This is a genomic window from Aliivibrio wodanis, from assembly GCF_052920805.1.
Window position 1 is genome coordinate 315,595 of the sequence record NZ_JBREXA010000002.1, and the last position, 26,336, is coordinate 341,930.

A 26,336-nucleotide genomic window follows, 5' to 3' on the forward strand; every position below is an offset into this window, starting at 1 on the left:
GTTTAATGAAATTTACAGGGATCTCATATTCGACAGATACAAAAAAGCCTCGTCATTTCTGACAAGGCTTCGTTGATGTTGGCGGAGCGGGCTGGATTTTCTATCTCACCTTGAGAGCAGCACGTCCCCCGGCGTGTCAGGCCGATAAGCTCTCCAATAGAAAGTCTAACCAACTGAACTACCGCTCCAATTTTTAAAACTCAGACTCTATCTGAATGTTGAAAAGTAGTGGAGGGATAGGGTTTGAATTCTAGAGTTAGTCGTTTAATGAAATTTATAGGGATCCCATATTTGACAGATACAAAAAAGCCTCGTCATTTCTGACAAGGCTTCGTTGATGTTGGCGGAGCGGACGGGACTCGAACCCGCGACCCCCGGCGTGACAGGCCGGTATTCTAACCAACTCGAACTACCGCTCCAATTTTTAAAACCCAGACTCTATCTGAATTTTGAAAAGTGGTGGAGGGATAGGGATTTGAACCCTAGAACCGCTATTAACGGTTGCCGGTTTTCAAGACCGGTGCTTTCGACCACTCAGCCATCCCTCCAATGCCGATTATAATATGCGGAACTGATTTTGTTGTAAAGTATTAATTTAAAAAAACATTCTGCTTGGTTTGTTTTTAATCAACCTGTTCGATTTTAAAACTATGTTGAACGATTTTAATTAAACTATTTATAAGGGATATGCTTAGGAGATGAAAGTAAACTACTGAAGGCTAATATAGAAGGGCTATTTGGCTACTTCTAAATTTTGAAAAGTGGTGGAGGGTAGGGGTTTGAATATTACACCTTGTCAATTAAAAGTGCTGTAATTAAGGTGATTTTTCTATAGTGCAGATACGAAAAAACCGCTGTAAAGACAGCGGTTTAAACTTTAATTTGGTGGAGGGATAGGGATTTGAACCCTAGAACCGCTATTAACGGTTGCCGGTTTTCAAGACCGGTGCTTTCGACCACTCAGCCATCCCTCCAATGCCGCGAATAATAGGGGGTTATGACTTCCTTGTAAAGTACTATTTTAAAAAAACGAATTGGCTGGTTTTTTTTTATTCAATCTGTTGATATTTAAGGCGATAAAGTATTAATCCTAGTACTTACCTGCTAATTATTACTAATTAAAGTACTTTAAGTGATTAAGTGATAACAGAGTGGTTTATTAGAGAAGCATTGAATCGTCTTCAACTATATGAGACTTGGAGATCTAAATTTCATATTCGACAGATACAAAAAAGCCTCGTCATTTCTGACAAGGCTTCGTTGATGTTGGCGGAGCGGACGGGACTCGAACCCGCGACCCCCGGCGTGACAGGCCGGTATTCTAACCAACTGAACTACCGCTCCAATTTTTAAAACCCAGACTCTATCTGAATTTTGAAAAGTGGTGGAGGGATAGGGATTTGAACCCTAGAACCGCTATTAACGGTTGCCGGTTTTCAAGACCGGTGCTTTCGACCACTCAGCCATCCCTCCAATGCCGAGAATAATAGGCGGAATTGGTTTTATTGTAAAGCATAAATTAAAAAAAATGGACTGACTGCCCTATTTTTGTGCAATATGCTCTATTTTTAACTTATTACACCATTTTTGTTATATAAAACAGTTGCAATACAGCCATGAGTATCTTTTTTATTAGTCAGAGTGAATGTTAAATTATAGCGCTGGCAAATGTCTCTAACAATCAATAACCCTAAGCCAAATCCTTCTACACCACGTGGTTTTTCATCTAAGCCAATACCTGAATCAATTACAGAGAATCCATCTTGATTCATTGATATGATGATTTCGCCTTCATCTGTACAGTTGAAGGCATTTTTAATCAGATTACCGATTAGGACTTTTAATATATTTTCAGAGATATAAGTAGTAGTTAAGCTTTCTAATTCAATACTGTAACTAACTTTTTTAAAACGCAGTAGATGTGCGTGCGTTTCAATAATTCTTTCCAATTCAGTAGCGTCGATACTTCGATAAATCATGGTTGAATTTTTTAGATCAGATTCATCACGAGTAAGCGATAGTAAGGCATCAACAAAGTCACTCATCTCTTGTACAGCATCATTTAACCGTTTTTGTTGTCTTTGTATGAATACTGGATCATTTGATTGATTAAGGAGTTTGGTTGCTCCTTTTATAATCATTAGTGGTGTACGTAGTTCATGGCTAGCATATCGAGTGAAAGAACGTTCACGTTCGATTAATTGTTCTATTTGTTGATAATTAGCATTAAGGGTTTCAATTAATTGTGCACTTTCTTGGGTATTGCCTGAAATGTTATCTGGAATTTGAGTGATATCACCCTGTTTTCTATTACTTATGTTTTCTGTTAACTGAGTAAGAGGTTCTGTTATTCTTTGTGAGATTTTTAAAATAATAAAAAAGCTGATAAGCATTAGTAATAAAGAGGAACCAATAGTTTTTGATTCCATGAAGAAAATACGACGCTCAGAATCGTCAGTAAAATCACCAGTTAATACAATGTAAATACTCTTGCCATGATTATCTAATGTACGATAAACAAAGGCCTCATTTTCGACATAGCTGTCTTTTTTGAATACCTCTATTGTCGTGTCTAACGGTAAATTGAAGAAATCAGTGTAATTAATATCAATATCTTCTTTGTTTGTATAAACCGTAATACGATCAGTGATAACCACTTTTGTTGCATTGGTATTACCAAGGCTGTTTATTGCAACTTCTTTTGCACTTAGGATTTTCTGTTTAGCGAGTAAGTTTTCAATGCTATCAAGCGTTGAATCAATCACTAATGCATGAACGATAATAATAGCTAAAGCAACGATTGAAAAATAAATAAAAGTAAGGTGTTTAGCACTGTATTTACGCATTTGAGTCTGTTTTTCCGATTAATTGATAACCAGTTTTTGGAATGGTCTTTAAATACTTATGAGTAAATGGTTTATCTATTAAGTTTCGTAGTTGGTAAATATGACTGCGTAGTACGTCTTTTTCTGGTTCATCGTCTCCCCATAACTCATAAGTAATCGCATCTTTATTGACAATCTTAGGGGCAGAAAGAAGCAGATTTTTCATAATAATAAATTGAGTAGGGTTAAGGCTAAACGTTAACCCTTGGCGAGATAAGGTATTTGAGGTGAGGTCTAACAATAACTCTTCAAACTGAAGCTCTTTTTTGGCTTGTTTTCCTGAGGTTCTACGCACAAGTGCATTGATACGGGCATCAAGAATATCAAGATCAAAAGGTTTAACTAAATAATCGTCGGCACCTTGTTTGAAACCAAGAAGAGTATCTTCTGTGGTATCTCGTGCAGTGAGCATAAGAATTGGAGTATCTATCCCTTCTTCTCGTAAGCGATTACATACGGTTAAGCCATCCATTTTAGGTAGCATGACATCAAGAATAATTAAATCAAAATGTTCTTTTTTAGCAAGTTCATAACCTTGCTGACCATCACTTGCATAATCTAATACGTAGCCTTTAATCTCAAAGAAATCAAAAATGATCCCCGCAATATCTTGATTATCTTCAACAAGCAATAGTTTCATATACACCTCTATTTATTTGATTTTATATCTTAACTATTTTATGTGAAAAAAAAGTAGATTTAAGTCGATATTTTAATTGGGTTCAAAACTTAGATATAAAAAATCCCTTTATGAGAAAGGGATTTTTATGAGGCTATTTATTTTTTAGGGTGATAAAACCGTTTGAGTTCTGATACGCCCTGCATTAATAAGGAGAGCTTAGGTTTTTCATCCTTTAAGCGACGATAGTTTTCATCGTAAACTTTATAGTTACCAAAGGTATCAATAACAACGGTATTAGTATCAGTGATTAGAGCAATGTTCTTTCTATCACCAGCAAGCAACCAATTACGTTCACCATCTTGAGTCAATAAATTTAATCCACTACTATAGCTTTTTGATGTGGTTGTTGTTCTTAAAAATGACTCCATCAATGTTGGTGCAAGATCTAAATGACTTGAACGAGTTGTAATTAACTCAGGTTCAGCGTTAGGCCAGTGAATCAACATTGGTACGCGTAATTGATATTGACTAAAGTTAGAGCTTGCTCCCCAGCTGTTTGTGTTTGTTTCATTAAACTCCATACCGTGATTTGAAGTAATAACAACAATGGTTTTTTCCCAATCAGGAGATTGTTTTAATGTATTTAAAACGGCTCTTAATTGTTGGTCTGTTTTTCTGACGGCTTTACGATAGTTTATTTCAAACACACTTTGGTCAGTATTTGTTGTTGAAATAGGCTCTGAACTATCGTATTTCGAGACCGAAGTTAACTCTAAATAGCTGAACCACGGTTTGTTTGATTCTTGAGTGGAAAACCATGAATTCCATTGGTTTATTGCCTTGCTATCTGTCATTTTTTCTTCAGTATTACTCAGCTCTCCCTGAGTAAAGATAATTTGTTTATATAGTGAAGAGTTAAAATTATCACCACTAAATAATCCAAATGTATAATCCCGGGTATGTAGCTCAGCTAAGATCGGTGATTCAACGCTTGAGTTTCTAAAATTATCAACATAACTTCCTGGTAATCCATAGAATAATCCAAACAAACTTGTTGGGTTATTACTTGCACTGTAATGGTTGTTGTAATTTAAATTATTTTGAGCAAAGCGTGTTAAGTTTGGTGTGTCAGTATGATTTAACGTATCAGATCGTAAACTATCAATCATAATGATCTGTAAATTATATTCTGTCTGCTTTTCTTTAAATCTAATTGGTTCAAGAGGATAGCGCATCGCTTCTTTTGCACCACCTACACCTTCTTCTTCGATTTGCCTTGCTAGTGCTTCACTATCAAGGAAACCATGTTTTTCTAAAAATGAGCGTGCAGTCATTGGATAAGACAGTGGGAATGTCGCTCGTTGGGCGGTCACTGGGCCATAAGCCGATGCGTCTGCCCAAGTATGTATTAAATGACTACCAATGAAGGCTACTGAAAATAGAATAGCAAAAGGGCGACCAACATGTTTATGGGTAAGTTTTCGTAATTTATTCCAGACCCATTCAGATAATGAAAGCTGTAATAAAAAGATTACTGGAACAACAATGAACAAATATTGCCATTGGGTGTTTAAATTTGATTTATCGTTATTCAACAGCATATCCCAAACCAGTGGGGTAATATGCAGGTGAAGATTTTGATAAGCATAAGTATCGAGCAGCAGTAAGGTCATACCTGCGGTTGCTATGATGACACTTAAGACTCGCATTAAGCGCTGGGATGGCGTTATAAAGGTTAGAGGAAAAAGTACAAGAATGTAGAATCCAAAAACCAAAAAACCAAAATGACCTATCCAGTTTAATACTAGATAGGTCTGTCCAAGTAGCGTCTCAGGCCATGGTGATTGCGATATATAACGTGTACCAATAAGCATTGCTGCAATGATATTGAAAAAGCTGAACCAGTGACCCCAAGTAATTAACTTAGAGACTTTGTCGCCGTAGGTATTTCCGCTATCAACCATGGTAATTGAATTCTCGCTCTTAGTGAGTTTTTGGTAGATCTAGTGAGCTAAGCAATGCTTGAGCAAATTTTTCAGCGATGATTTTACGCTGTTCTGCTGGCACTTCTTGGTTTAGAACATTAGTTGCAATGTTACCAACCAACATTAAAGATAGATCAGCAGGTGCACGATGTTTATCTAGTACATCGACCATCTCTGTTAACATTTGTTCAATTTGTTTGTTGCTGTATTTCGAAGTAGTAATAGCCATAAGTCTTTTCAGTTAATGATAGTGAAAGCGGCTTATGATAACCTACTATGTACGTCAACTAAAAACCTTTTCTATTATGAGTTTAACCCTTTCAAACGTAATTTTACATAAATTAGTAAAAAATGAGCAAGATGAACTCGAAGTTTGTCTACGAAATCAAACTCTTGAGAACGAAGAGTTCACTGAAGCCCTAGTATCTGAGCTGCATCGTGTCTTTAACTCTAAAGCAGGTAAAGGCTTTGGTGTATTCAAGACTGAGAGCGAGTTTGGGCATTGGCTAGCTTCTGTTCGTAAGAATGAAACACCATTTTTAGAATTCAGTAATAAATCAGCAGAAAAATTAAAATCAGAGCTGATTAAATACCCATTTGCTGAAGAAGGTATTTTAGTCATCGCTGAATATCGCTCATTGGCAACGGAATATTTGTTTGTCGCTGTATTACCATCTAATGAGAGTATGAAGGTAACGGAGCAACTAGACATTAGCTCTACTGACTACCTTGATATAGCTAAAATGGACATTGCGGCACGTATTGATTTATCAACGTGGGAAACGGATTCAGACTCAAATCGCTACCTTACGTTTATTAAAGGGCGCGTAGGCCGTAAAGTCTCTGATTTCTTCTTGGATTTTTTACAAGCAGATGTAGGCATGGATACTAAGGTACAAAACCAAGTATTGATGCAAGCAGTTGAAGATTTCTGTGCTGATGAGCGCTTAGAAAAAGAAGAGAAGCAACAATATCGTAAGAGTGTATATGACTATTGTAATGGTCAATTACAAGCGGGTGAAGAGTTAACAGTAAAAGAGTTGTCTGGTGAATTACCAACGTCTGAATCTGGATCTAACTTTTATCAATTTGCTGAAGAGCAAGGCTATGAATTAGAAGAGTCTTTCCCTGTTGATCGTACAGCAATGCGTAAGCTTACGAAGTTTGTGGGCGCTGGCGGTGGTTTATCTCTGAACTTTGATGCGATGTTATTGGGTGAACGTGTTTTCTATGATCCAGAAACCGATACTCTAACCATCAAAGGCACGCCGCCAAACTTAAAAGATCAATTAACACGGCGTCTGGGTTCTTCTGAATCATAACTCGTGCTTATATTGCAAAATATAAAACCGTTGATTTATGGATAATTAACGGTTTGTTCTCAAATATTTGATAACTTGATTTTTGCAAAATGATACCCTATCTATTCTTTAATTATAAAATTCTGGTTAGGTAGGGTTGTTCATGAAATACACCTCTAAACTCTTTGTTTCTAAGTTCTCTGTTTCTAAGATCTTCTCGATAGCTCTATCCCTTTTTATGCTCAATGGCTGTTCTTTATTTGAGCTAAAGATAGAGTCTCAATCTGTACCGTTAACGACGGCAGAACTCAATACTCGTATTTTAACCCGCGAATACAGCAAACATTTCTTTAGTGAAGTAGAATCTGCTGCGGATCAAATATCAGCGACGTACCCTAAAGATGATACCTTACATCAATCGTATGTTTTGTTATGGAAAATCCATGCAGAAGAAGGATTGCAGCGTGCGGCGTATCAAGTGTCTCCAAAAATAGCCTTAATTGATACTTGGGTCTTTGCTGCACAAATGGAACAATTTTTCTCACCAGAAGGAAAAGGTTCTGAATTATTTGATGGCGATGTAGCTTTTAAAACAAGCCAAGTTCTGAATGATGACATTAAAAATATGGCCGAGAAGCTCTTGTCGAGTTCAGAGTTTAGTGATGCTCAAGACTTTATTACCGCGTTTGTTACAGAGCATCCGTTTGATAGCTTAATGATGCGTAGAACACCAGCGTTAAAGGCGTGGTTAGCCCATCAGAATATCGATGAAACTGAAGCGGTAGCTACGTTAGGGACCATGCCAGAAGCGTTAGGTGATGTATCAGATCGCTTGGGGTTAGTATCAGAACAAACACCGAAGATCATGACATGGAAAGCACAACTGATCGCGATGAACAGTAATCTAAGTGGTACTGATATCAACAAAACTATGGAAAGCTTGCGTCAAACCTCTGAGTCATTTCAAGATTTTGTGCAAAACAACCCTGAATATATGCAAAATCTAGTAGAGCAAATGAGTTTGCAGTTGCAGCCATTACTTGACGATTTGGATCTAAAGACAGATGACAAGTTAAATCAACTTAGTGCAGAGCGAATTGCGCTGGAGGCAATGGTTGCTCGTGAACGAAAAGAGCTAGTAAATATGGTTGAAAGAGAGCGTAATGCGATAGCGATTATTGTTTCTCAAGAGCGTGAGAAGTTTACTCAAGACTTAGATAAAGTGTCACAAGATGTACTGACATTGGCAATGGATAAAGTGATTGATTTAATTAAGAGTACTATCATTTATTTCATCTTGTTTATCTTAGCTATTTTCTTTGCTCCATTAGGTTTAGGTTACTTTTTAGGAAAGCGAGCAGCCGTGAAGAAAACGGTTGTATAAGACCAATCGTAGTAAATAACTGATCATTCTAGCTGGTTAAAATGCTCGATAACTGCGTTGAAATTTTTGATTGTAGAATAACTACTTATCGAAAAATGTCGCCTTGTTCTCAAGCATTTTCCCTGCGCTATTTCTGATCACTTACTTACTGTGATTGGTATAAATATTGTGATGGCTATAGATAATAGTTAGAACGTAAGAAACAGACATAAAAAATGCCAGTGGTTGAGTCAACCACTGGCATTTTTCTATTTAGATGACGCTATTTAAAATAGAACAGTATGAATTATGCTGTTTTTGTTTCTACTGCAATAGCTTCGTCAGTCTCTTCTGCTGTGATAGTCGGTTCACATTTATCAACAAACCAGCCCATGTAAGACGTTACAATCGTTACGATGATACACACAAAGCTTAACCACATGAACGGTGCGTAAGACAGTGTTGCAACACCTAAGATGCTCGCCATGTAGATGCCGTTATCACTCCACGGAACCATGCCTGAAGTTAACGTACCACCAAACTCAGCATTACGAGAAAGGTTCTTACGTTTGTAACCTAAACGGTCGTAGTTTTTCGCACAAATCTTTGGTGTCAGGATAAGCGATACATACATTGCTGAGCCGAAGATGTTACCAAAGAAGGCTGTTGCAATCGTACTTGTTGCTAGTGAACCAGGACCTTGCACACGTTTTTCGAAAAGCTTAGCGACAGTTTCTAACACGCCAACTTTATCTAATAAACCGCCAAATCCAAGACCGAAGATAATAACTGCAACTGAGCCTAGCATTGAAGACATGCCGCCACGGTTTAGAATTGAGTCAATAAAGCCAACACCAGATTCAATTGAGAACGGAGCCCATGCAGTATTGAATGCCGTTAAAAAGTCGATATCTTGAACCATCACTGCCCAGATAATACCCAGAAGAGAACCGAAGCTGATCACTGGGAAAGAAGGCATACGCATTGCTAATAAGCCAAGCACAATAACAACAGGTACAAATGAGAATGGAGAGATTACAAACTGGTTTTCCATCGCAAGGATTACTGAGTCTACTTGGCTCATGTCAACGTTACCTGCGTAATGGAAACCAAAAGCAGTGAACATGATACCTGTGATGATGTAACTGATAAGTGCAACTGGAAGCATACCCTTGATGTGTTCCATGACTTCAACGCCAGACATAGAAGAGGCAAGAATTACTGAGTCAGACAGTGGAGACATCTTATCGCCAAAGTAACAACCAGAAAGGATAGCACCTGCCGTAATCGGAGCTGGAACACCAAGACCTTGCCCAATCCCCATCATTGCAATACCAGCAGTACCAGCAGCACCCCAAGAAGTGCCAGTCGCTAACGCTGTTAGTGAACAGATGATCATCGTTGCAAGAAGGAAGATTGATGGATGGATTGCTTTTAAACCATAGTAAATGATGGTTGGAACAATACCGCCAGAAATCCAAGTGCCTACTAAAGCACCTACAGCCAAGAGAATTAATACCGCTCCTAGTCCATTGGAGATGCCATTTAGAGCTGCTTTTTCTAAAGATTTGTAATCATGACCTAACTTGATACCAAGAGTAATGATAATGAACCAACCAATATAAAGTGCTAATTGGATAGGTAGATCAAGTTGTGCCGTGAAAGAAAAGGCAAGAAGTAGAAATAGCCCTAAAGATATAATTACCTGCATTAACGAAGGTAACTTTGTCGTTGCTTGCTTCATGTATAAAGCCTCTTTTTTGTATGCATGAATAAAATTCATACGATAAGGGATTGTGTTTTCTAAACGAGGATCACTTTACCTTATGATCAACAAGAGATCGATTAACTATGATTGATTTGTGATTTCTATCTATAGTGGTGTTAATGGACTGTTTTAAAGTGAATTTTTGGTTAAATGTTGGTATTAAATTATGAGTTGATTGATTTTGACACTAAGTTAATGTTTTTATTTTGTGTTAATTATTTTTGCTATATGTGAATTTAATTTGCAATTATTAACTAATAATCAGAGTAATCGTTTGCATTTAATCTTATATGTGAAATTTTATGAACTGTAACAGTATGTAAGTATCCTTAAGTATTGGTTTTTAATCATATTAACCAAACATGTTGCTATAAGAGGGTAAAAGTGTGCTTTATGTTAATTGAAAATGGAGTGATAAATAAAGTTAATTTTATAGTTGTTTCTTTTATGCACGGTTAAGTTGAAGCAAAGAGATAGAACGTAGTAAATTTTGATGCATAAAAAAGAGGGAATAGAACAAATAGTACTTGAGATTTTTTCCTGTTCATCATATAGATGGAGTAAGCATTTTTTATTTTTTGAATTACAGGGAGAGTACAATGAGAGTAGGTTTAGTCGGCTGGCGCGGAATGGTGGGTTCAGTATTAATGCAGCGTATGGTTGAAGAACGCGATTTTGACCATATTGAGCCTGTGTTTTACACCACATCACAAGTTGGTATTCCAGCACCAAACCTTGGTAAAGATGCGGGTTTACTGCAAGATGCATTTGATATTCAATCCTTATTAAAACTAGATGCCATTATTACCTGTCAGGGTGGTAGTTATACTGAAAAAGTATACCCAGCTCTTCGTCAAGCTGGGTGGAAAGGCTACTGGATTGATGCTGCTTCTACATTGCGTATGAAAGATGATGCAATTATTACGCTTGATCCAGTGAACTTTGATCAAATTCAACAAGGCATTCATGCAGGTACTAACACCTCTATGTTGGTGGTAACTGTACGGTTAGCTTGATGCTAATGGGCCTTGGTGGCTTATATAAAGCGGGTTTAGTTGAGTGGGTTAGTGCTATGACGTATCAAGCGGCTTCTGGTGCTGGTGCTAAAAATATGCGTGAGCTAATTTCTCAAATGGGTGTAGTGAATGATTGCGTGACCTCTGAACTAGCAAACCCTTCAAGCTCTATTCTAGACATTGATAGAAAAGTAGCTGAAACAATTCGTTCTGATTCATTCCCAACCTCTGAGTTTGGTGCTCCATTGGCTGGTTCATTGATCCCTTGGATTGATGTGAAGCGCGAAAATGGCCAGAGCAAAGAAGAGTGGAAAGCAACTGTTGAAACCAATAAGATCCTTGGTCTTCAAGATTCACCGATTGCGATTGATGGTACTTGTGTACGTATCGGTGCAATGCGTTGTCACTCACAAGCATTAACGATCAAGTTGAAGCAAGATGTACCAATGGATGAGATCGAAGAGATCATTGCAACGCATAATGATTGGGTTAAAGTTATTCCAAATGAGCGTGATATTACTGCTCAAGAGTTAACACCAGCAAAAGTAACGGGCACTTTGTCTGTTCCTGTAGGTCGTTTACGTAAGATGTCGATGGGTAATGATTTCTTGAATGCCTTTACAGTCGGTGACCAATTACTATGGGGTGCAGCAGAGCCACTTCGTCGTACATTGCGTATCATTCTTAACGAAAAGAAATAATCTCTGAGTAGAGTTAACGCAGCCACTAAGTGATTTAACCAGTAATGATGAAAAGATAATTACTGGTATTGGATTCGTTAATAGAATAAAAAAGGCTTCCCATGAGAATATCAGGGAAGCCTTTTTATTATAACAAGATAACTTTGTTACAAGATTAGTGAGTCAATTCGCCACGTAAACTTTGTTGCATCATAGTACGCATCGTTTCATAAGGTAGATCTTTGCTTAGCAGGTAATGCAATTTAGCTAGTGCAGCTTCTGGTGTCATATCATAACCACTGATCACTCCTGCTTCAGCAAGCGCACAACCTGTAGCATAACCGCCCATGTTTACTTTTCCTGATAAACACTGAGTTAAGTTTACAACGACAACGCCACGCTCAGAAGCATCTTTTAATTGTGCTAAAAGCTCTGGATTTTGTGGGGCGTTACCTACACCAAAAGTAAGTAATATCATTGCATTCACTGGTTGGCGTAATGTATTTTTAATCACTTCTGCTGAGATACCAGGGTACATGGTTACTACGCCTATTGGCTGTGGCGTAATGTCATTAACCGTGAATTCACCTTCTGGCTGCTTATTGATTTCTGCACCGTTGATTTGGATATTAATACCCGCTTCAAGTAACGGTGACAGGTTTGGAGACGAGAAAGCATCAAAACCATCAGCGTGTGATTTTGTACTGCGGTTACCACGAATTAATTTGTTATTAAAAAACAAGGTTACTTCGTTAATAGGGTAATTAGCCGCAATGTGTAAGGCGTTTAATAAGTTGCTTTGGCCATCAGAGCGAAGTTCAGCAAGAGGAATTTGAGAGCCAGTTACGATCACTGGTTTACCAAGATTCTCAAGCATAAATGAAAGTGCTGATGCTGTGTAGGCCATGGTATCCGTACCATGAAGAATTACAAATCCGTCGTATTTATCGTAGTTAGCACGAATATCATCTGCAATACGTTGCCAATCTTCTGGCGTCATGTCAGATGAATCAATTAATGGCTCATATTCGTGAATGGTGAAAATTGGCATTTCTGCACGGTGAAACTCAGGCATTTGTTTTAGTTGATGTTGCATAAACCCTGATGCTGGTACATAACCATGATCATCAGATTTCAACATGCCGATTGTGCCGCCTGTATAGGCGATGTAAATGTGTTTTCTTTCCATAATAACAACGGTACAGAGTTATGGGAGGTGGTGCGATTATACTGTGCATTTGGCATAAAGAAAGCCCGACATGTGTCGGGCTCGTCATGCTTTTAAAGATTGCTACAGTTCAGGCAGAAGAGATATTGCCCTTTTGGGTCATTAAAGTTATTCAACATGTTGATGTCTGTTGCAACTTTGCTGATGGTTGGTTGCAATGCCTCTGGTGCCAATGAAAAAAGTTCTGTTTTTATATTGGCATTAAAGCTCATGCTTAACTCTTCAAGGAATTGCTCCATTGGAGATAGTGGCTCTTTAACCCAATAGAGATTATATGACTCCATATTGGCTAATTGAGCTGCGGCTTGCACGGCATCATCAAAATCACCTAATTGGTCAACTAAACCATGTTTAAGAGCATCCTTTCCTGTCCAAACTCGGCCTTGAGCTACTTTATCAACCGCTTCTAGAGATAGATTACGATGGTCACTCACCAGTTTAATAAAACGGTGATAACCATGTTCGATACCTAACTGCATCACTTGAGCGACATCATCATTTAACGGGCGAGTTAAACCAACTCCATTAAATGGAGATGTTGAGATCCCATCACTGTGGATCCCCATTTTTTCTAATCCTTTTTCAAAGGTAGTTAGAATCCCAAAGATACCAATTGAGCCGGTAATTGTGGTTGGTTGCGCGATGATCTTGTCAGCACTTGCAGAGATCCAATATCCACCAGAGGCAGCGACGCTCGACATTGAAATTACGACAGGTTTTCCTGCTTCTTTTAAAGCGTCAACTTCATTACGGATTACTTCAGAAGCAAAAGCACTACCACCAGGGCTGTCAACACGTAGAACGACTGCTTTTACTTTATCATCTCCGCGAGCTTGACGAAGTAGGGCTGCGGTTGAATCACCACCAACAGTACCTTGGCGTTGCGTTCCATCCATGATAGGACCGCTTGCTACAACAACTGCAATATCTTGTGCGTCAGGAATAATAGTCGGACGAACTTGTGGGCGATAATCGTAATAACTGATTTGTTTAAAGCTATCGTAGCCATTAGAACCAAATTGTTCAATCATGTCTTTACGAACTTCTTGGCGTGTTGCTAGCTTATCCACCAAACCAAGTTCTACGGTCATTTTTGATAAGTCACCATTAAGCGTTTTTAACTTCGCAATGAATTGATCCATTGGCATAGTTAATGTTTTAGCATCAATTTGACGGTTAGTGGCAACATCATCTAAATAGGCATCCCATAATTGAGTAAGCCATACAGATGTTGATTCTTTTGCCGCATCAGACATGTCATTTCTAAGGTACGGTTCTACCGCTGATTTGTACGTTCCTACACGGAAAACATGTGTAGATACATTCAGCTTTTCAAGTAGGTCTTTGTAGTACAGCGTATAAGCACCGTAACCACGCAGTAATACAGTACCATCAGGAGCCATGAAGACTTTATCAGCGTAACTTGCTAAATAATATTGGCTTTGATTGTAGTAATCACCAATGGCATAAACAGGTTTACCTGCAGCTTTAAAGGTATTGATGGCTTTTGCTATATAACGAAGTTTGGTTAAGCTGGTTTCATTCATCTCTTTTAAATGAAGTACTAAGCCAGAAACATTGTCATCATGAGCCGCAAAGCGAATAGTATCGACAATATCAAATAAGACATTTTCTTGTGATTTTTGGCTGCCTAATAAATCAGAAGTTACTCGTTCTAATGGCTCACGAAATTTACTCTCTTCAACGATAGGGCCCGCTAAATCAAGGATTAACGCTTTTTTCTCAACTTGTTGAGTTTCAACGCTAGATTCATCACTGGCTAGGAAAGTGAAGGCTATCACTCCCACAAAAGCAAGAAAAAATAGGTTTAATACCAGTTGACGGGTAAAGGAAAGTAGCTTCCATATGGCTTTAAAACATTTTCCTATGAAGTGGAATAACCCTTTCATATTGTTCCTTATTATTAGTTTGAACTCTGTCACTATCCTACGCTAACTGAATCAGAAAGTAACTAGGCTAAATCATTCTAAATGAGAATTATTATTATTAATGAATTGCAATAAAAACATTGATGGATGTTGCATATTTGTAAATACTTAATTGTAGCAGAAGCCTATAGCTACTATTCTGGTCAGACCACAATAATTATAAGCGATGGATTGTTATGATGTACCCACACCTTTTTCAGCCGTTAGATTTGGGGTTTACCCAATTAAAAAATCGAGTATTAATGGGCTCTATGCATACAGGATTAGAGGAGAGTAATGATGGATTTAAAAAACTCTCAGCCTTTTATGCCGCGCGGGCAAAGGGTGGGGTTGGGCTTATTGTTACCGGGGGCTTTGCCCCAAATTTTCGTGGACGCTTAACTCCATTTAGTGCGCAGTTTAGTTCAGCTCGTGCTGCGGATAAGCATAAAGCCTTAACCAGTGCTGTACATGATAATGGTGGAAAAATCGCACTTCAGCTTCTTCATGCTGGTCGATATGCGATGCACCCTTTAGCGGTCAGCGCCTCTGATATTAGAGCACCAATAGGTATGTTTACGCCAAGCCAAATGAGTGAGCGCCAAATCCAGAAAACAATCCATGACTTTGCTAATAGTGCTTTTTATGCAAAAAAAGCTAATTACGATGGTATTGAAGTGATGGGCTCTGAAGGTTATCTCATTAATCAATTTATTTGTGCTAGAACTAACATGAGATATGACGATTGGGGTGGTAACTATCAAAATCGTATGCGTTTTCCCTTAGAAATAATTAAAGCGATACGTGAAAAAGTAGGTACTGATTTCATTATTATCTTCCGTTTATCTATGCTTGATTTAGTTGAGCAAGGCAGTACTTTCGAAGAGGTGGTGGAGCTTGCTCAAGCATTAGAAAAGGCGGGAGTAACGATATTAAATACAGGCATTGGTTGGCATGAAGCCAGAATACCAACTATAGCGACTCAAGTACCGCGAGCGGCCTTCCGCTGGGTAACTGAAAAGCTAAAAGGTAAAGTCTCTATCCCATTAGTTACTTGTAACCGTATTAATACACCAGAAGTCGCTGAAGATATATTGGCATCAGGACAAGCCGATATGGTATCGATGGCACGAACCATTTTTAGCGGATGCAGAATTTGTAAATAAAGCAAAACAAGAGAAATCAGAATTAATTAATACCTGTATTGGCTGTAATCAAGCGTGTTTGGATCATGTATTTAAAGCTAAGCGAGCTACTTGTTTGGTTAACCCTCAAGCCTGTTATGAAACCGAGTTAGTGCTTACTTCTACTGAAAAAGTGAAGTCAATTGCAGTGATTGGCGCGGGAATGGCCGGTTTGTCTTGTGCTACATCTGCGGCAGAGCGTGGGTATCAAGTGACGATCTTTGAACGTAGTGACCGCATTGGTGGGCAATTCAACTTGGCGATGCAGATACCTGGAAAAGAAGAATTTAAAGAAACCATTCGTTATTTCTCTAATAAAATCGATCATAAAAATATTATAGTAAAATTGAACTATAACGTTGAGATGGATGAACTACGCCAATTTGATGAGGTGGTGGTGGCGACAGGAGTTAAACCAAGAGCGCCACAGCTAGAAGGCAGTGATCATCCAAAGGTGATTGATTATCAAACTTACATTAAAACTCAGCCTAAGCTTGGTCAAAAAGTGGCGGTGATTGGTGCGGGTGGTATTGGTGTTGATGTAGCAACCATGATCACTGAGCCAGAGGATCATACATTAGATGCGTGGCTACAAGATTGGGATATAGATAAAAATATTGAGTTCGAAGGCGGTTTAAAGCCACAAGAAACATATCAAACCACTCGTGAAGTATGGCTGATGCAGCGCAAAAAAGGCAGCATAGGTAAAGGGCCCGGTAAAACAACAGGTTGGATCCATAAACGTACATTACAAAAACGCGGTGTGCATATGCTAGCGGGTGTTGAATATCTAAAAGTAAACGACGAAGGCTTATATATTCGTCAAAACGGTGAAGTAAAACTGTTGGATGTTGATCATGTCTTAATGTGCGCAGGCCAAGTATCGGTAAATGAATTGGTTGAAACACTAACGACTGCGGATATTAAACATCATGTGATTGGTGGCGCGGAGCATGCTGGAGAGCTTGATGCGAAGCGAGCAATTCGCCAAGGGGTTGAACTAGCCGCGAAACTTTAAGCTAAACTTCCAATAAGTTAGGCAACAAAACTTGATAACTGTCTATTCATACAGGTATAGTGCTGATGTTATTCACAACATCAGCACTTTTTTATGTCACGATTATTTATTGCAGAAAAACCGAGTTTAGGTCGAGCGATTGCCGCAGGTCTAGCAAAGCCACAGAAGAATCAGCAAGGCTACATTGAGTGTGGCAATGGTGATATTGTAACTTGGTGTATTGGCCACCTATTAGAGCAAGTTGAGCCTGATGCTTATGATGATAAATACAAATCGTGGCGTATGGAGCATTTACCTATTGTTCCTGAGCAGTGGCAACTTCGTCCAAGAAAATCGTCGAGCAAACAATTAACGGTGATCCGAAAATTATTAAAAACCGCTTCTCAGGTGGTTCACGCGGGCGATCCTGATAGAGAAGGGCAGCTGTTAGTTGATGAAGTGTTGGACTATTTAAAGTTATCTAAAACTAAAAAAGCTGCGACTCAACGGTTATTAATTAGTGATTTAAACTTACCGGCAGTAAAACGTGCATTAACGTCAATGCGAAGTAATCAAGAGTTTATTCCTCTCTCTATCTCAGCCTTAGCACGCTCTCGTGCCGATTGGCTTTATGGCATGAACATGACACGTGCTTATACTTTATTAGGCCAACGTGGTGGCTATCAAGGCGTACTCTCTGTTGGTCGAGTGCAAACCCCAGTGTTAGGTTTAGTAACTCGTCGAGATGAAGAGATTGCTAATTTTATTCCTAAAGCGTATTTCACATTAGAAGCACTGATCCCTTATCAAAATCCTCAGCTTAATGATGGACAGACGTTTGATATTCGAGCGAAGTGGAAGCCAAGTGAAGCGTGTCAACAATGGCAAGACGAAGAAGGTCGCGTGCTCAGTCTTAAATTAGTTGAGAATGTAGCTCAAAGAATTGCGAATCAACCGGCGACCGTAACCAAAGCTGAAAATAAAGAAACCAAACAAAATGCGCCATTACCTTATTCATTATCGTCATTGCAAATTGATGCTTCAAAACGTTATAACTTAAGTGCGCAGCAAGTCTTGGATGCGTGTCAGGCGTTGTATGAAAAGCATAAACTAATCACTTATCCACGTTCAGATAGCCGCCATTTACCTAAAGATCACTATAAACAACGTGAACAAGTATGTGCTGCCATTGGTAATAACGATAAGCAGTTATCTAGCGCAGTAACCAATGCCGATTTAACGTTGAAATCACGAGCATGGAATGACAGTAAAGTAGATGCTCACCATGCGATTATTCCAACCCCAAAATCAAGTGGTTCAGCAGGGCTTTCTGGATTTGAAGAGAAGGTTTATCACTTAATTGCCCGTCAGTATTTAATGCAGTTTTATCCTGCAGCGGTTTATGCCGAAGCGGAATTAGTATTTGATATTGCAGGGGGCGTATTTGTAGCTAAAGGCAAGCAGATGTTGTTTGCAGGCTGGCGAGTATTGCTTGGTAAACCCCAAACACAAAACAGTGACGATGATGTCGCAAATAAAGTGCCACCATTAAAAAAAGGTGAGGTTCATACCTGTCGTGAAGGTGAAATAAAACACAAAATGACAGAGCCTCCCAAGTATTTTACCGAGGCAACATTGCTGCAAGCCATGACGGGTATTGCTCGTTTTGTTGAAGATAAAGAGCTCAAAAAGATCCTAAGAGATACTGATGGATTAGGAACAGAGGCCACCAGAGCAGGAATTTTGGATACCTTATTTAAGCGCCAATTATTAGTTCGTAATGGTAAAAACATTAATGCTAGTGAGGCAGGTAAAGGCTTGATCCATGCTTTGCCAAATGAAGCGAGTTACCCTGATATGACCGCGCATTGGGAGTTTCAATTACAAGGAATGACAGAAAGAACCTGTTCATATCGTCCTTTTATGGCAGCGTTAGAAACGAAAGTCTTGAATTTTATGCAGGGTGTACAGCAAGGTCCAGTACCAGATTCATTACGAACGCTTAAAAGTCCGACAAAATCGCCATTTAAACGACGTAGAAAAACAAAGAAATCATAAAATTAGATCCGTATCATCGCATAATTGAAAAGAATAAATTAAGGTGCCTTTTTACACATTCCTATTATTAGAATTTAAGAAGGCACTATGACGTTTAAGCATGTAATTGGTTTTGGTGTGGCAGGAAACTTTGCTGGGCATTTAGAGCAAGCTGGTGAAGCCACCGATTTTTTAAATGTGAAAGTTGACAATGCGATCCAACCGAAAGCGTTATTTCCTTTTTATATCCCATCCTCAAGCGCTGGTTTCTTATCTCAATATCCGCTCTCTTCGGATTCCATTATTCCACCGAACGATGCAGACAACCTACAAATAGAGCCTGAAGTCGCTATTGTTTTTGATATTACTTATCAAGACAATAAAGTCGTTGCGTTAACGCCGGTAAAATTTGCCGCTTATAACGATTGTTCTATTCGTAAACCGAATGCCAAAAAGATCAGTGAGAAGAAAAACTGGGGTGCAAATACCAAGGGGATCTCGCAAGACTTCATTGAACTCACATCGTTTACTAAAGGTTGTGAGTTAGATAAATACCGTATCGCCAGTTTTCATATTCGTAACGGTGAAATGAATCGATACGGTGAAGATAGCGCTGCGATTGATTACAGTTATTTTCATGAGCAATTAAATAATTGGATGATTGACCGTATGAATAATCAGAAAGATGAAGGGCCAGCTGAAGATCTAGCTCTTTATTTATCTGAAGCTAATTACCCTGAACAAGCCATTATTAGTATTGGAGCCACACGATACACCGAGTTTGGTGAAACGAACTTCTTACAATCAGGCGATGAGAGCATAGTGGTAGTCTATGATGGCGAACAGTATGGAACTCAAGATATTGAAGAAATGGCGATCTCAAAAACATGGACTAAAAATGGGGTATCTTTACTTTCTCAAGTAGTTAGATAATCATTAACTATGTTTCTACTGGTAAATTACTGTCAGCTAAATGTTAAAATAAGTATTTCAGCAAGATATTCAGTAAATAAATAGGTATTATAGTCTGTTCATTTTCTGTTAAAGAATTTATATATGCCGAAGTCAAATTTAAAACATATCTTTATCATTCCAACGCTGTTTTTAGTGTTGATTCTGGGTATTGTTTTAAATAATCATATTGATTCGGTTCAAAGGCAAGTACACCGAGAATACAGCCGAATTATTGATTCTTTACAGCGTTCAATCAAAGTAATGATCTCTCTTGATTACAATTTATCTCAACTATATAAACAAAGTACGGGTGAATTCTATAATCATAACTTTGAGCTCGATGAAGAAGCAGGTTTGTGTATCATTCGGCCTAGCAACAATCATGATGCAGTGATGGATAATCAAGAGATATCACTGCCCAAAAGTCGATTAGATTATAGTATTGCAGGCTCTGATTCATTATGTAACCCAAAATCAGAACTTTATGATATTGCTTCAAAGAAGGTGATACTTGCGCCTGTTATTTCATTTATACATGATTATGAAGAGTATCTTCACGGTATCTATTTTATTTCTAAATACGACTACATCATTTCCTCTCCAAAAGAAATAGCTGAAAATTTAACAAAGCAAAGTTTAGAAACTATCTATTCACGTCCGTACTGGATTAAAAGTATGGAAAATAAGAATCGAAAGCACGTTACGTTTACACCACCCTATACCGATGCCTTTTTTGATGGTTTAGAAGTACTGACGTTCTCGACACCTATTTACTATAAAGATTTATTTAAAGGTGTATTAGTCTTAGATCTTTCTGTTGATAAATTATTGCATTCAGGAGGGGAGGCCTCACAGTATATACAGTTGTTGGACAGTGAAAAGTATCAAAATTTTGAACAATACCGATTCATGAAGTCAGTGACTTTACCTGATACTAATTTTTCTAATTTTCTTTATTATAAAAATTCAGTGAAGAATGAATTTATTCATTTTATTGTCCATGATGCAAACACACTAACTCTGATTTTTGTTACTTACTTTTTAACCTTATTATCTATGTTTTATTATCAGAGCAGATTATCACAACGTTACTACAGTAATCTTGCGAAACAAGATCCAATGACCGGGCTATATAACCGTCGTGGCTTTGAGATTAGCTTACAAGAGCGTGTGATAAAAAAATACGTTGGTTTTGCGATTTATGATATAGATGATTTTAAGCAAATAAATGATGTATTTGGGCATGATGTCGGTGATGAAGCGATTATTTACGTAGCTAAGATGCTTAATAAAAGTGTAAGAGATAATGATATTGTATCTCGTTTTGGTGGTGAAGAGTTTGTGATTTGTATTAATGCAGACTCACAAGCAAGTATAGAAAGTGTATGCGAACGTGTCAGAAAATCAATTCAGGACTCATCTGAAAAAATAGTAACAGGTGGTTTTACTGTTTCTGGTGGTGCCATAATAATGGAGGCGGAAAGAGATTTTACGTTTGAGAATATTATTAAAAAAGCAGATGAGCTTTTGTATAAAGCAAAGCAAGAGGGTAAAAATCGAGTTTACTTTTCATAAACTCGATAAAATAAAGAGGTTAACTGACTTTTTCTAACTCTTGATATAAACGTTCAACAATAGGGTCTGATTTTTTATGGCTTCGAATATCCATAAAAATATCTTTGGCTTCAGTGTATTCCTGACGAAGATAAACTAGCCATTGTTTCACTCGGTTTGAGTAATATTGACCCTTGTCACCCGCCATTTGTAGCTTTGAATAATGAATCAGTAGTGCAATCACTTCAGGCCACGGCATCTTGGTGTGATTGTGTTTTACGACATTACCTAAATTAGGAATGTTGAATGCGCCACGACATACCATTAATGAATCAATCCCAGTGGCAGCAATACAACGTTGTCCATCTTCATAGTTCCAAATCTCACCGTTTGCAATAATTGGAATATCTACTTTTTGACGAACTTGATTTATGTAATCCCACTTTATTTCTTCTGCTCGATAACCATCAACTTTAGTTCTAGCGTGAATTGTCAATTCACTCGCGCCTGCCTGCTTTATTGCATCTGAAATAGCAAAACACTCTTCTGGATTTTCCCAACCTAAACGGATCTTAGCTGTGACTTTTTTATCACTTGGTACGGCATCACGACACGATTTTACGATCTGATAAATTAATTCAGGATCCTTTAGTAGTGCAGCGCCACCTCGACTTTTATTTACCGCTTTTGCTGGGCACCCAAAGTTGAGGTCGACACCATCAGAGCCGAGCTCAATGGCACGGACAGCATTTTCTGCCATCCAATTTGGTTCTTGCCCTAAAAGCTGTACACGTATTGGGGTACCAGATTGTGTTTTACTGCCATTAAGTAGCTCTGGACTGATACGGTGGAACACGTGTGGAGGTAACAATTGGTCTACGATGCGAACAAACTCAGTAACGCAGAAATCATAGTCATTAATCTCGGTTAATAGTTCACGCATTAAGTGATCGAGTACGCCCTCCATCGGGCCTAGTATTACTTGCATATCCCACCTCTTTTATTGGAGGTGGGATTGTAGGGGGAAAGTAGGGTTATGTCACTTATTTTGGAAAGGTAGTATATTGAACAGCAGTTTCTCCAGTAAGTACTGAATAAGTCATCATATAACCGTAGGTAGAATTATCTATCATATTTGATGTGTAATAATAGGTACATTCATCTGTCTGATTATACCAATATTTGATATCTGCATCCGTTGGAAACATGGTTGTTGAATATGTTTCTGTTTTTAAATCTGTGGTGATTAAAGAAGTTAGCAATTCACCACAACCGCTTCCAGATATACCGCTATTACCTGATGACGGGTGATGTGTTGTTCCTACTGGAAATCCTTTTGTTGAAGGATAAACCGTTTCGTCAGCAAAAATCACACCAATTCCAGAGCTTACAGAAGGCTCTCCTTGTAAGATCCAAGCTCCGTGATACATATTGACAGCAGAGCTTAAAGCTGAAAATACCCCCTTAGCCCTTGACTCATGAGCATCACTTTGTAAATTTAGAAATCTTGGGGCAGCAGTCACTGCTAGAATTCCCAAAATAACAATAACAACAACTAACTCAATTAAAGTAAATCCTTGATTTTTTTTCATAATGTTTCTCGACAGCAAAAATTAATAATAATGGGACTTATGGCTCTAATAATTATTTGCGGTATACTACGCCGAAAACTTAATTTCGGAAGTGAATAAATAATGAAGTATCAATTAATTGCACTAGATGGTGTTGATTTAAACTGCTCTGGCCTTTTTCTTGAAGGGGTAGTACTTGCTGCAAATATGGCAACCAAGCCATTAGACCCTGAAGTGTGGTTAAGCGACTTGGTTGGTACTGATAATGTACATAAAATACTAAAACCGGTATCTCAGCAAATAGAGCATCAATACACATTACTAAAGCGTAATGAATATGAAGTTACTGAGGTTGTAAATTTTGATGATCTTGGTGATGTATCAGAATTTGCTGAAGGCTTTATGACATTATGGCCAACAGTTGAAGAGTTATGGGCTGATCTCAACGTTGCAGATGGCACAACACGCATGTTGTCTGCACTATTAAGTACAATGATGCTTGCGGTTGATGAAGAAGAAACCCACCGTCAAATGATGGAAGCAGGAATTGATACGCCACCAACACTAGAGCAGATGTTGCCGAAAATTGATTTTATGATACAAGAAGTCGCTATGGCTGCGGATGAATATCAAATTGGTTATAAAGGCCAGAAAGTAAACCCATATAAAAATGTGGGTCGTAATGATGCTTGCCCATGTGAAAGTGGTAAGAAGTTCAAGAAGTGCTGTGGTAAATAGGTAAATTTCTATTTTCTGATTTAAATAAAAAAGCCATCTGGTAATAATTACCCGATGGCTTTTTTGTTATTCGCAATATAAATAGTTAATTATGCGCTTTTCTTATTGAAGAACTGAGCGATAACAAAAATAGCTAAGGCAACAAGGTTACCGGCAAAGATAATAACCAACCATTGTGGCATGGTAAGTGTTAGAAATTGCCAAACAATCTTACTGCAATCACCATACGCTTCAAACATCCATGGTGCCCATTTGTTCAATGGTGCCCACGAAGGGAAAGTAACAAATAAATCACAGGTAGCGAAAGGTGATGGGTTTAACTGAAAATCTACGTGCTGCATTGCTAATTTTAAACCCCAACCAGCACTAATCCCCCAGGCAATAAGACCACACCAACGAACAATTAGATTATTTGGATTTAGCAAACCAATGATAGCAGCACCACTAATCCCCATCATAGCAACACGTTCGTAAATACACATGACACATGGGGGTAGTTTCATTATGTGTTGAAAGGTTAATGCTGAAGCTTCAAAGAAAACCATACATAAAAGTAATAGAAGCCAAGATAAGCGAACACGGGAGAAATGATTAAGGGCTTGCATCTTTATTCCTTGTAAAAATAAAGGCTCCGTATAAACAGAGCCTTTTCATCAAATAAAAGTAGTTATACTTTATTAGTGACCACTAGAAACCGCAAAAGTTGCACTTTCTATTGTACCATGAGTGATCCAACCTAAATCGTAGAACATTGCAGTCATCGGTTCAAGGAAGAACACAATACCAAACATACCAACAAGAGCTAAAACAATAGTATATGGCAATGCCATCCAAACCATACGTCCGTATGATAATTGAATTAATGGAGCAAGTGCTGAAGTCAGTAAGAATAAGAATGCAGCTTGACCATTTGGTGTTGCAACTGATGGTAAGTTTGTACCGGTATTGATAGCTACCGCTAATAAGTCAAACTGGTCACGAGTAATTTGGCCATTTAGTAATGCTGTTTTCACTTCATTAATATAAACCGTACCAACAAATACATTGTCAGAAACCATCGATAATACGCCATTAGCCACATAGAAGAGAGCAAGCTGAGAGCCTTTATCTTCGACTGCTAGTACGGCATCAATGATAGGCTTAAATAATTGTTGGTCGATAATTACTGCAACAACCGCAAAGAAAACAGCTAATAAAGCAGTAAACGGAAGAGCCTCTTCAAACGCTTTACCCATTGAGTGCTCTTCGATAACACCGGTAAATGCAGTTGCTAGGATAATAACAGATAGACCGATAAGACCAACCGCAGCTAAATGAAGCGCAAGAGCGACAATTAACCAAACGGCAATAACAGCTTGAATAATTAGTTTTGCATTATCAATATTAGTACGGTTTCTACGCTCTTCTGATTCATATTCTTCAAGAATATTACGAACATTAGCAGGCAGTTTTGCACCGTAACCACAGATACCTAATTTCTCAACAGCAACACAAGTTAACATGCCACAAACAAATACAGGAGCGGTGATTGGTAACATTCGGATAATGAATTCACCAAACATCCAACCAGCTTGATCTGCGATGATTAAGTTTTGAGGTTCACCGACCATGGTCATTACACCACCAAGTGCAGTACCTACACCCGCATGCATAAGAAGACTACGTAAGAAAGCACGGTAGTTTTCAAGATCATCACGAGTTAGTTCATCTGTTACGTTTGAATCACACGTGTGATCATGGGTTGGCGTACCACCTTGTCCTGAAGCTACGCGGTGATAAATAGCATAGAAACCGACAGCAACACTGATAACAACCGCAATAACGGTTAAAGCATCAAGGAATGCAGATAGGAAGGCTGCGGTAAAACAAAAAGCAGCAGAAAGCGCAGGTTTAGATTTTATGCCAATTAATATTTTGGTAAAAATAAACAGAAGCAATTGCTTCATGAAATAAATACCGGCAACCATAAATACTAATAGTAGTAAGACTTCAATATTGGCAACTAATTCGTGTTTTACTTGCTCAGGACTTGTCATACCAATAGCAATAGCTTCAATGGCTAATAAACCACCAGGCTGTAAAGGGTAGCATTTCAATGCCATCGCAAGGGTAAAAATGAACTCGACAACCAATAGCCAACCCGCAGTAAATGGGTCAACAAGAAAGAAAACTAAAGGGTTAATTATTAAAAAAGATAGTATTGCAATTTTGTACCAGTCGGGGGCTTTACCAAGAAAGTTTTTGATAAATGCATTCCCTAGCGAAATAGACATGTGATGCTCTCTACATTATTACGTTATTATTACGTTAATTCCATGAAAAATAAGGTTAAGTAGGGAGTTGATAATAATCGCCTAACATATTTTTTTTAGTAAAGATAAACAACTATTTAGAAAAACAACAAAGTAATTTTACTGCTTTGCCAAATAACTACCTATATATACTTAACCTTAATACTAAACGTCTGAACTTTACTCTTTATTAACTAATAGTCAATATTTGAAAAGAGGTAAATTGCATAAAAT

The 26,336-nt window shown here is 38.1% G+C and carries 17 protein-coding genes, 5 tRNA genes and 2 pseudogenes; 8 read left to right on the forward strand and 16 right to left on the reverse strand.

What is annotated here, in order from left to right:
* Positions 1-341 precede the first annotated feature (341 nt).
* The 9 genes from ACU5DF_RS09385 to ACU5DF_RS09425 form a co-directional block, all read right to left on the reverse strand.
* Positions 342-419, reverse strand: a tRNA-Asp gene (locus tag ACU5DF_RS09385).
* 38 nt (positions 420-457) lie between these two features.
* Positions 458-548: transfer RNA gene (locus ACU5DF_RS09390), tRNA-Ser, on the reverse strand.
* A gap of 335 nt (positions 549-883) precedes the next feature.
* A tRNA-Ser gene (locus ACU5DF_RS09395) sits at positions 884-974 on the reverse strand.
* A 293-nt stretch (positions 975-1,267) separates the two neighbouring features.
* Positions 1,268-1,344: transfer RNA gene (locus ACU5DF_RS09400), tRNA-Asp, on the reverse strand.
* 38 nt (positions 1,345-1,382) lie between these two features.
* Positions 1,383-1,473 (reverse strand) — tRNA-Ser (locus tag ACU5DF_RS09405).
* A gap of 95 nt (positions 1,474-1,568) precedes the next feature.
* Positions 1,569-2,846: a sensor histidine kinase gene (locus tag ACU5DF_RS09410; protein WP_446712668.1), complete on the reverse strand. Its 1,278-nt coding sequence runs from the start codon at positions 2,844-2,846 to the stop codon at positions 1,569-1,571.
* Positions 2,839-3,525, reverse strand: coding sequence for a response regulator transcription factor (locus ACU5DF_RS09415; RefSeq protein ID WP_446712669.1), 687 nt, complete (start codon positions 3,523-3,525; stop codon positions 2,839-2,841). Before ACU5DF_RS09415 ends, ACU5DF_RS09410 begins: the two co-directional genes overlap by 8 nt.
* Before the next feature lie 137 nt (positions 3,526-3,662).
* Positions 3,663-5,471, reverse strand: coding sequence for a DUF3413 domain-containing protein (locus ACU5DF_RS09420; RefSeq protein WP_446712670.1), 1,809 nt, complete (start codon positions 5,469-5,471; stop codon positions 3,663-3,665).
* A gap of 19 nt (positions 5,472-5,490) precedes the next feature.
* Positions 5,491-5,721, reverse strand: coding sequence for a YejL family protein (locus ACU5DF_RS09425; RefSeq protein ID WP_446712671.1), 231 nt, complete (start codon positions 5,719-5,721; stop codon positions 5,491-5,493).
* Between the two features lie 76 nt (positions 5,722-5,797).
* Here ACU5DF_RS09425 and yejK point away from each other — a divergent pair, with 76 nt between their 5' ends.
* Together yejK and ACU5DF_RS09435 are read left to right on the forward strand one after the other, a co-directional pair.
* A complete protein-coding gene (gene yejK / locus ACU5DF_RS09430; protein WP_446714216.1) occupies positions 5,798-6,814 on the forward strand; it encodes a nucleoid-associated protein YejK in 1,017 nt (338 codons plus the stop codon).
* A gap of 142 nt (positions 6,815-6,956) precedes the next feature.
* Positions 6,957-8,177, forward strand: a complete 1,221-nt coding sequence (locus tag ACU5DF_RS09435; protein WP_446712672.1) for a chemotaxis protein — start codon at positions 6,957-6,959, stop codon at positions 8,175-8,177.
* 286 nt (positions 8,178-8,463) lie between these two features.
* On the opposite strand, the gene nhaC is transcribed toward ACU5DF_RS09435, so the two are convergent.
* Positions 8,464-9,900 (reverse strand): Na+/H+ antiporter NhaC, encoded by a 1,437-nt coding sequence (nhaC, locus tag ACU5DF_RS09440; RefSeq protein ID WP_446712673.1) that lies wholly within the window; start codon positions 9,898-9,900, stop codon positions 8,464-8,466.
* Between the two features lie 623 nt (positions 9,901-10,523).
* Between nhaC and asd the strand changes: the two are divergent.
* A pseudogene (gene asd / locus ACU5DF_RS09445) lies at positions 10,524-11,641 on the forward strand (aspartate-semialdehyde dehydrogenase).
* Between the two features lie 154 nt (positions 11,642-11,795).
* Here asd and ansA read toward each other — a convergent pair.
* Both ansA and sppA read right to left on the reverse strand, forming a co-directional pair.
* A complete protein-coding gene (gene ansA / locus ACU5DF_RS09450) occupies positions 11,796-12,809 on the reverse strand; it encodes an asparaginase (RefSeq protein ID WP_446704223.1) in 1,014 nt (337 codons plus the stop codon).
* A gap of 92 nt (positions 12,810-12,901) precedes the next feature.
* On the reverse strand, positions 12,902-14,758 hold the full coding sequence (gene sppA, locus ACU5DF_RS09455; RefSeq protein WP_446712674.1) for a signal peptide peptidase SppA: 1,857 nt from the start codon (positions 14,756-14,758) through the stop codon (positions 12,902-12,904).
* Between the two features lie 215 nt (positions 14,759-14,973).
* On the opposite strand from sppA, the pseudogene ACU5DF_RS09460 reads away from it, so the two are divergent.
* The 4 genes and pseudogenes from ACU5DF_RS09460 (at position 14,974) to ACU5DF_RS09475 (ending at position 21,523) form a co-directional block, all read left to right on the forward strand.
* Positions 14,974-16,978: pseudogene (locus ACU5DF_RS09460) on the forward strand (FAD-dependent oxidoreductase).
* Between the two features lie 93 nt (positions 16,979-17,071).
* Positions 17,072-19,015, forward strand: a complete 1,944-nt coding sequence (locus tag ACU5DF_RS09465; RefSeq protein WP_446712675.1) for a DNA topoisomerase III — start codon at positions 17,072-17,074, stop codon at positions 19,013-19,015.
* A gap of 87 nt (positions 19,016-19,102) precedes the next feature.
* Complete coding sequence (locus tag ACU5DF_RS09470; RefSeq protein WP_446712676.1) at positions 19,103-19,927, forward strand: DUF5718 family protein; 825 nt, start codon at positions 19,103-19,105, stop codon at positions 19,925-19,927.
* A 123-nt stretch (positions 19,928-20,050) separates the two neighbouring features.
* Positions 20,051-21,523, forward strand: a complete 1,473-nt coding sequence (locus ACU5DF_RS09475) for a sensor domain-containing diguanylate cyclase (RefSeq protein ID WP_446712677.1) — start codon at positions 20,051-20,053, stop codon at positions 21,521-21,523.
* 19 nt (positions 21,524-21,542) lie between these two features.
* Here ACU5DF_RS09475 and dusC read toward each other — a convergent pair whose 3' ends face one another.
* Positions 21,543-22,490, reverse strand: coding sequence for a tRNA dihydrouridine(16) synthase DusC (dusC, locus tag ACU5DF_RS09480; RefSeq protein WP_446712678.1), 948 nt, complete (start codon positions 22,488-22,490; stop codon positions 21,543-21,545).
* A gap of 55 nt (positions 22,491-22,545) precedes the next feature.
* On the reverse strand, positions 22,546-23,094 hold the full coding sequence (locus ACU5DF_RS09485) for a type II secretion system protein (RefSeq protein WP_045102427.1): 549 nt from the start codon (positions 23,092-23,094) through the stop codon (positions 22,546-22,548).
* 102 nt (positions 23,095-23,196) lie between these two features.
* On the opposite strand from ACU5DF_RS09485, the gene ACU5DF_RS09490 reads away from it, so the two are divergent.
* The gene (locus tag ACU5DF_RS09490) at positions 23,197-23,811 is read left to right on the forward strand and encodes an SEC-C metal-binding domain-containing protein (RefSeq protein ID WP_446712679.1); all 615 of its coding nucleotides are present in this window, start codon (positions 23,197-23,199) and stop codon (positions 23,809-23,811) included.
* 89 nt (positions 23,812-23,900) lie between these two features.
* On the opposite strand, the gene dsbB is transcribed toward ACU5DF_RS09490, so the two are convergent.
* Positions 23,901-24,416 carry a disulfide bond formation protein DsbB gene (gene dsbB, locus ACU5DF_RS09495; RefSeq protein WP_446712680.1) on the reverse strand — a complete coding sequence of 172 codons (516 nt, stop codon included), beginning with the start codon at positions 24,414-24,416 and terminating at the stop codon, positions 23,901-23,903.
* 72 nt (positions 24,417-24,488) lie between these two features.
* Entirely contained in the window at positions 24,489-26,084 is a 1,596-nt protein-coding gene (gene nhaB, locus ACU5DF_RS09500; protein WP_446712681.1) for a Na(+)/H(+) antiporter NhaB, read from the reverse strand.
* Positions 26,085-26,336: the final 252 nt, after the last annotated feature.

Coding starts and splice junctions, on each gene's coding strand:
- sppA (WP_446712674.1), bottom strand. CDS start 14,758: ATGAAAGGGTTATTCCACTTCATAGGAAAATGTTTTAAAGCCATATGG.
- ACU5DF_RS09465 (WP_446712675.1), top strand. CDS start 17,072: ATGTCACGATTATTTATTGCAGAAAAACCGAGTTTAGGTCGAGCGATT.
- ACU5DF_RS09410 (WP_446712668.1), bottom strand. CDS start 2,846: ATGCGTAAATACAGTGCTAAACACCTTACTTTTATTTATTTTTCAATC.
- ACU5DF_RS09475 (WP_446712677.1), top strand. CDS start 20,051: ATGCCGAAGTCAAATTTAAAACATATCTTTATCATTCCAACGCTGTTT.
- nhaB (WP_446712681.1), bottom strand. CDS start 26,084: ATGTCTATTTCGCTAGGGAATGCATTTATCAAAAACTTTCTTGGTAAA.
- dusC (WP_446712678.1), bottom strand. CDS start 22,490: ATGCAAGTAATACTAGGCCCGATGGAGGGCGTACTCGATCACTTAATG.
- ansA (WP_446704223.1), bottom strand. CDS start 12,809: ATGGAAAGAAAACACATTTACATCGCCTATACAGGCGGCACAATCGGC.
- ACU5DF_RS09415 (WP_446712669.1), bottom strand. CDS start 3,525: ATGAAACTATTGCTTGTTGAAGATAATCAAGATATTGCGGGGATCATT.
- ACU5DF_RS09425 (WP_446712671.1), bottom strand. CDS start 5,721: ATGGCTATTACTACTTCGAAATACAGCAACAAACAAATTGAACAAATG.
- ACU5DF_RS09490 (WP_446712679.1), top strand. CDS start 23,197: ATGAAGTATCAATTAATTGCACTAGATGGTGTTGATTTAAACTGCTCT.
- nhaC (WP_446712673.1), bottom strand. CDS start 9,900: ATGAAGCAAGCAACGACAAAGTTACCTTCGTTAATGCAGGTAATTATA.
- ACU5DF_RS09420 (WP_446712670.1), bottom strand. CDS start 5,471: ATGGTTGATAGCGGAAATACCTACGGCGACAAAGTCTCTAAGTTAATT.
- ACU5DF_RS09435 (WP_446712672.1), top strand. CDS start 6,957: ATGAAATACACCTCTAAACTCTTTGTTTCTAAGTTCTCTGTTTCTAAG.
- yejK (WP_446714216.1), top strand. CDS start 5,798: ATGAGTTTAACCCTTTCAAACGTAATTTTACATAAATTAGTAAAAAAT.
- dsbB (WP_446712680.1), bottom strand. CDS start 24,416: ATGCAAGCCCTTAATCATTTCTCCCGTGTTCGCTTATCTTGGCTTCTA.
- ACU5DF_RS09470 (WP_446712676.1), top strand. CDS start 19,103: ATGACGTTTAAGCATGTAATTGGTTTTGGTGTGGCAGGAAACTTTGCT.
- ACU5DF_RS09485 (WP_045102427.1), bottom strand. CDS start 23,094: ATGAAAAAAAATCAAGGATTTACTTTAATTGAGTTAGTTGTTGTTATT.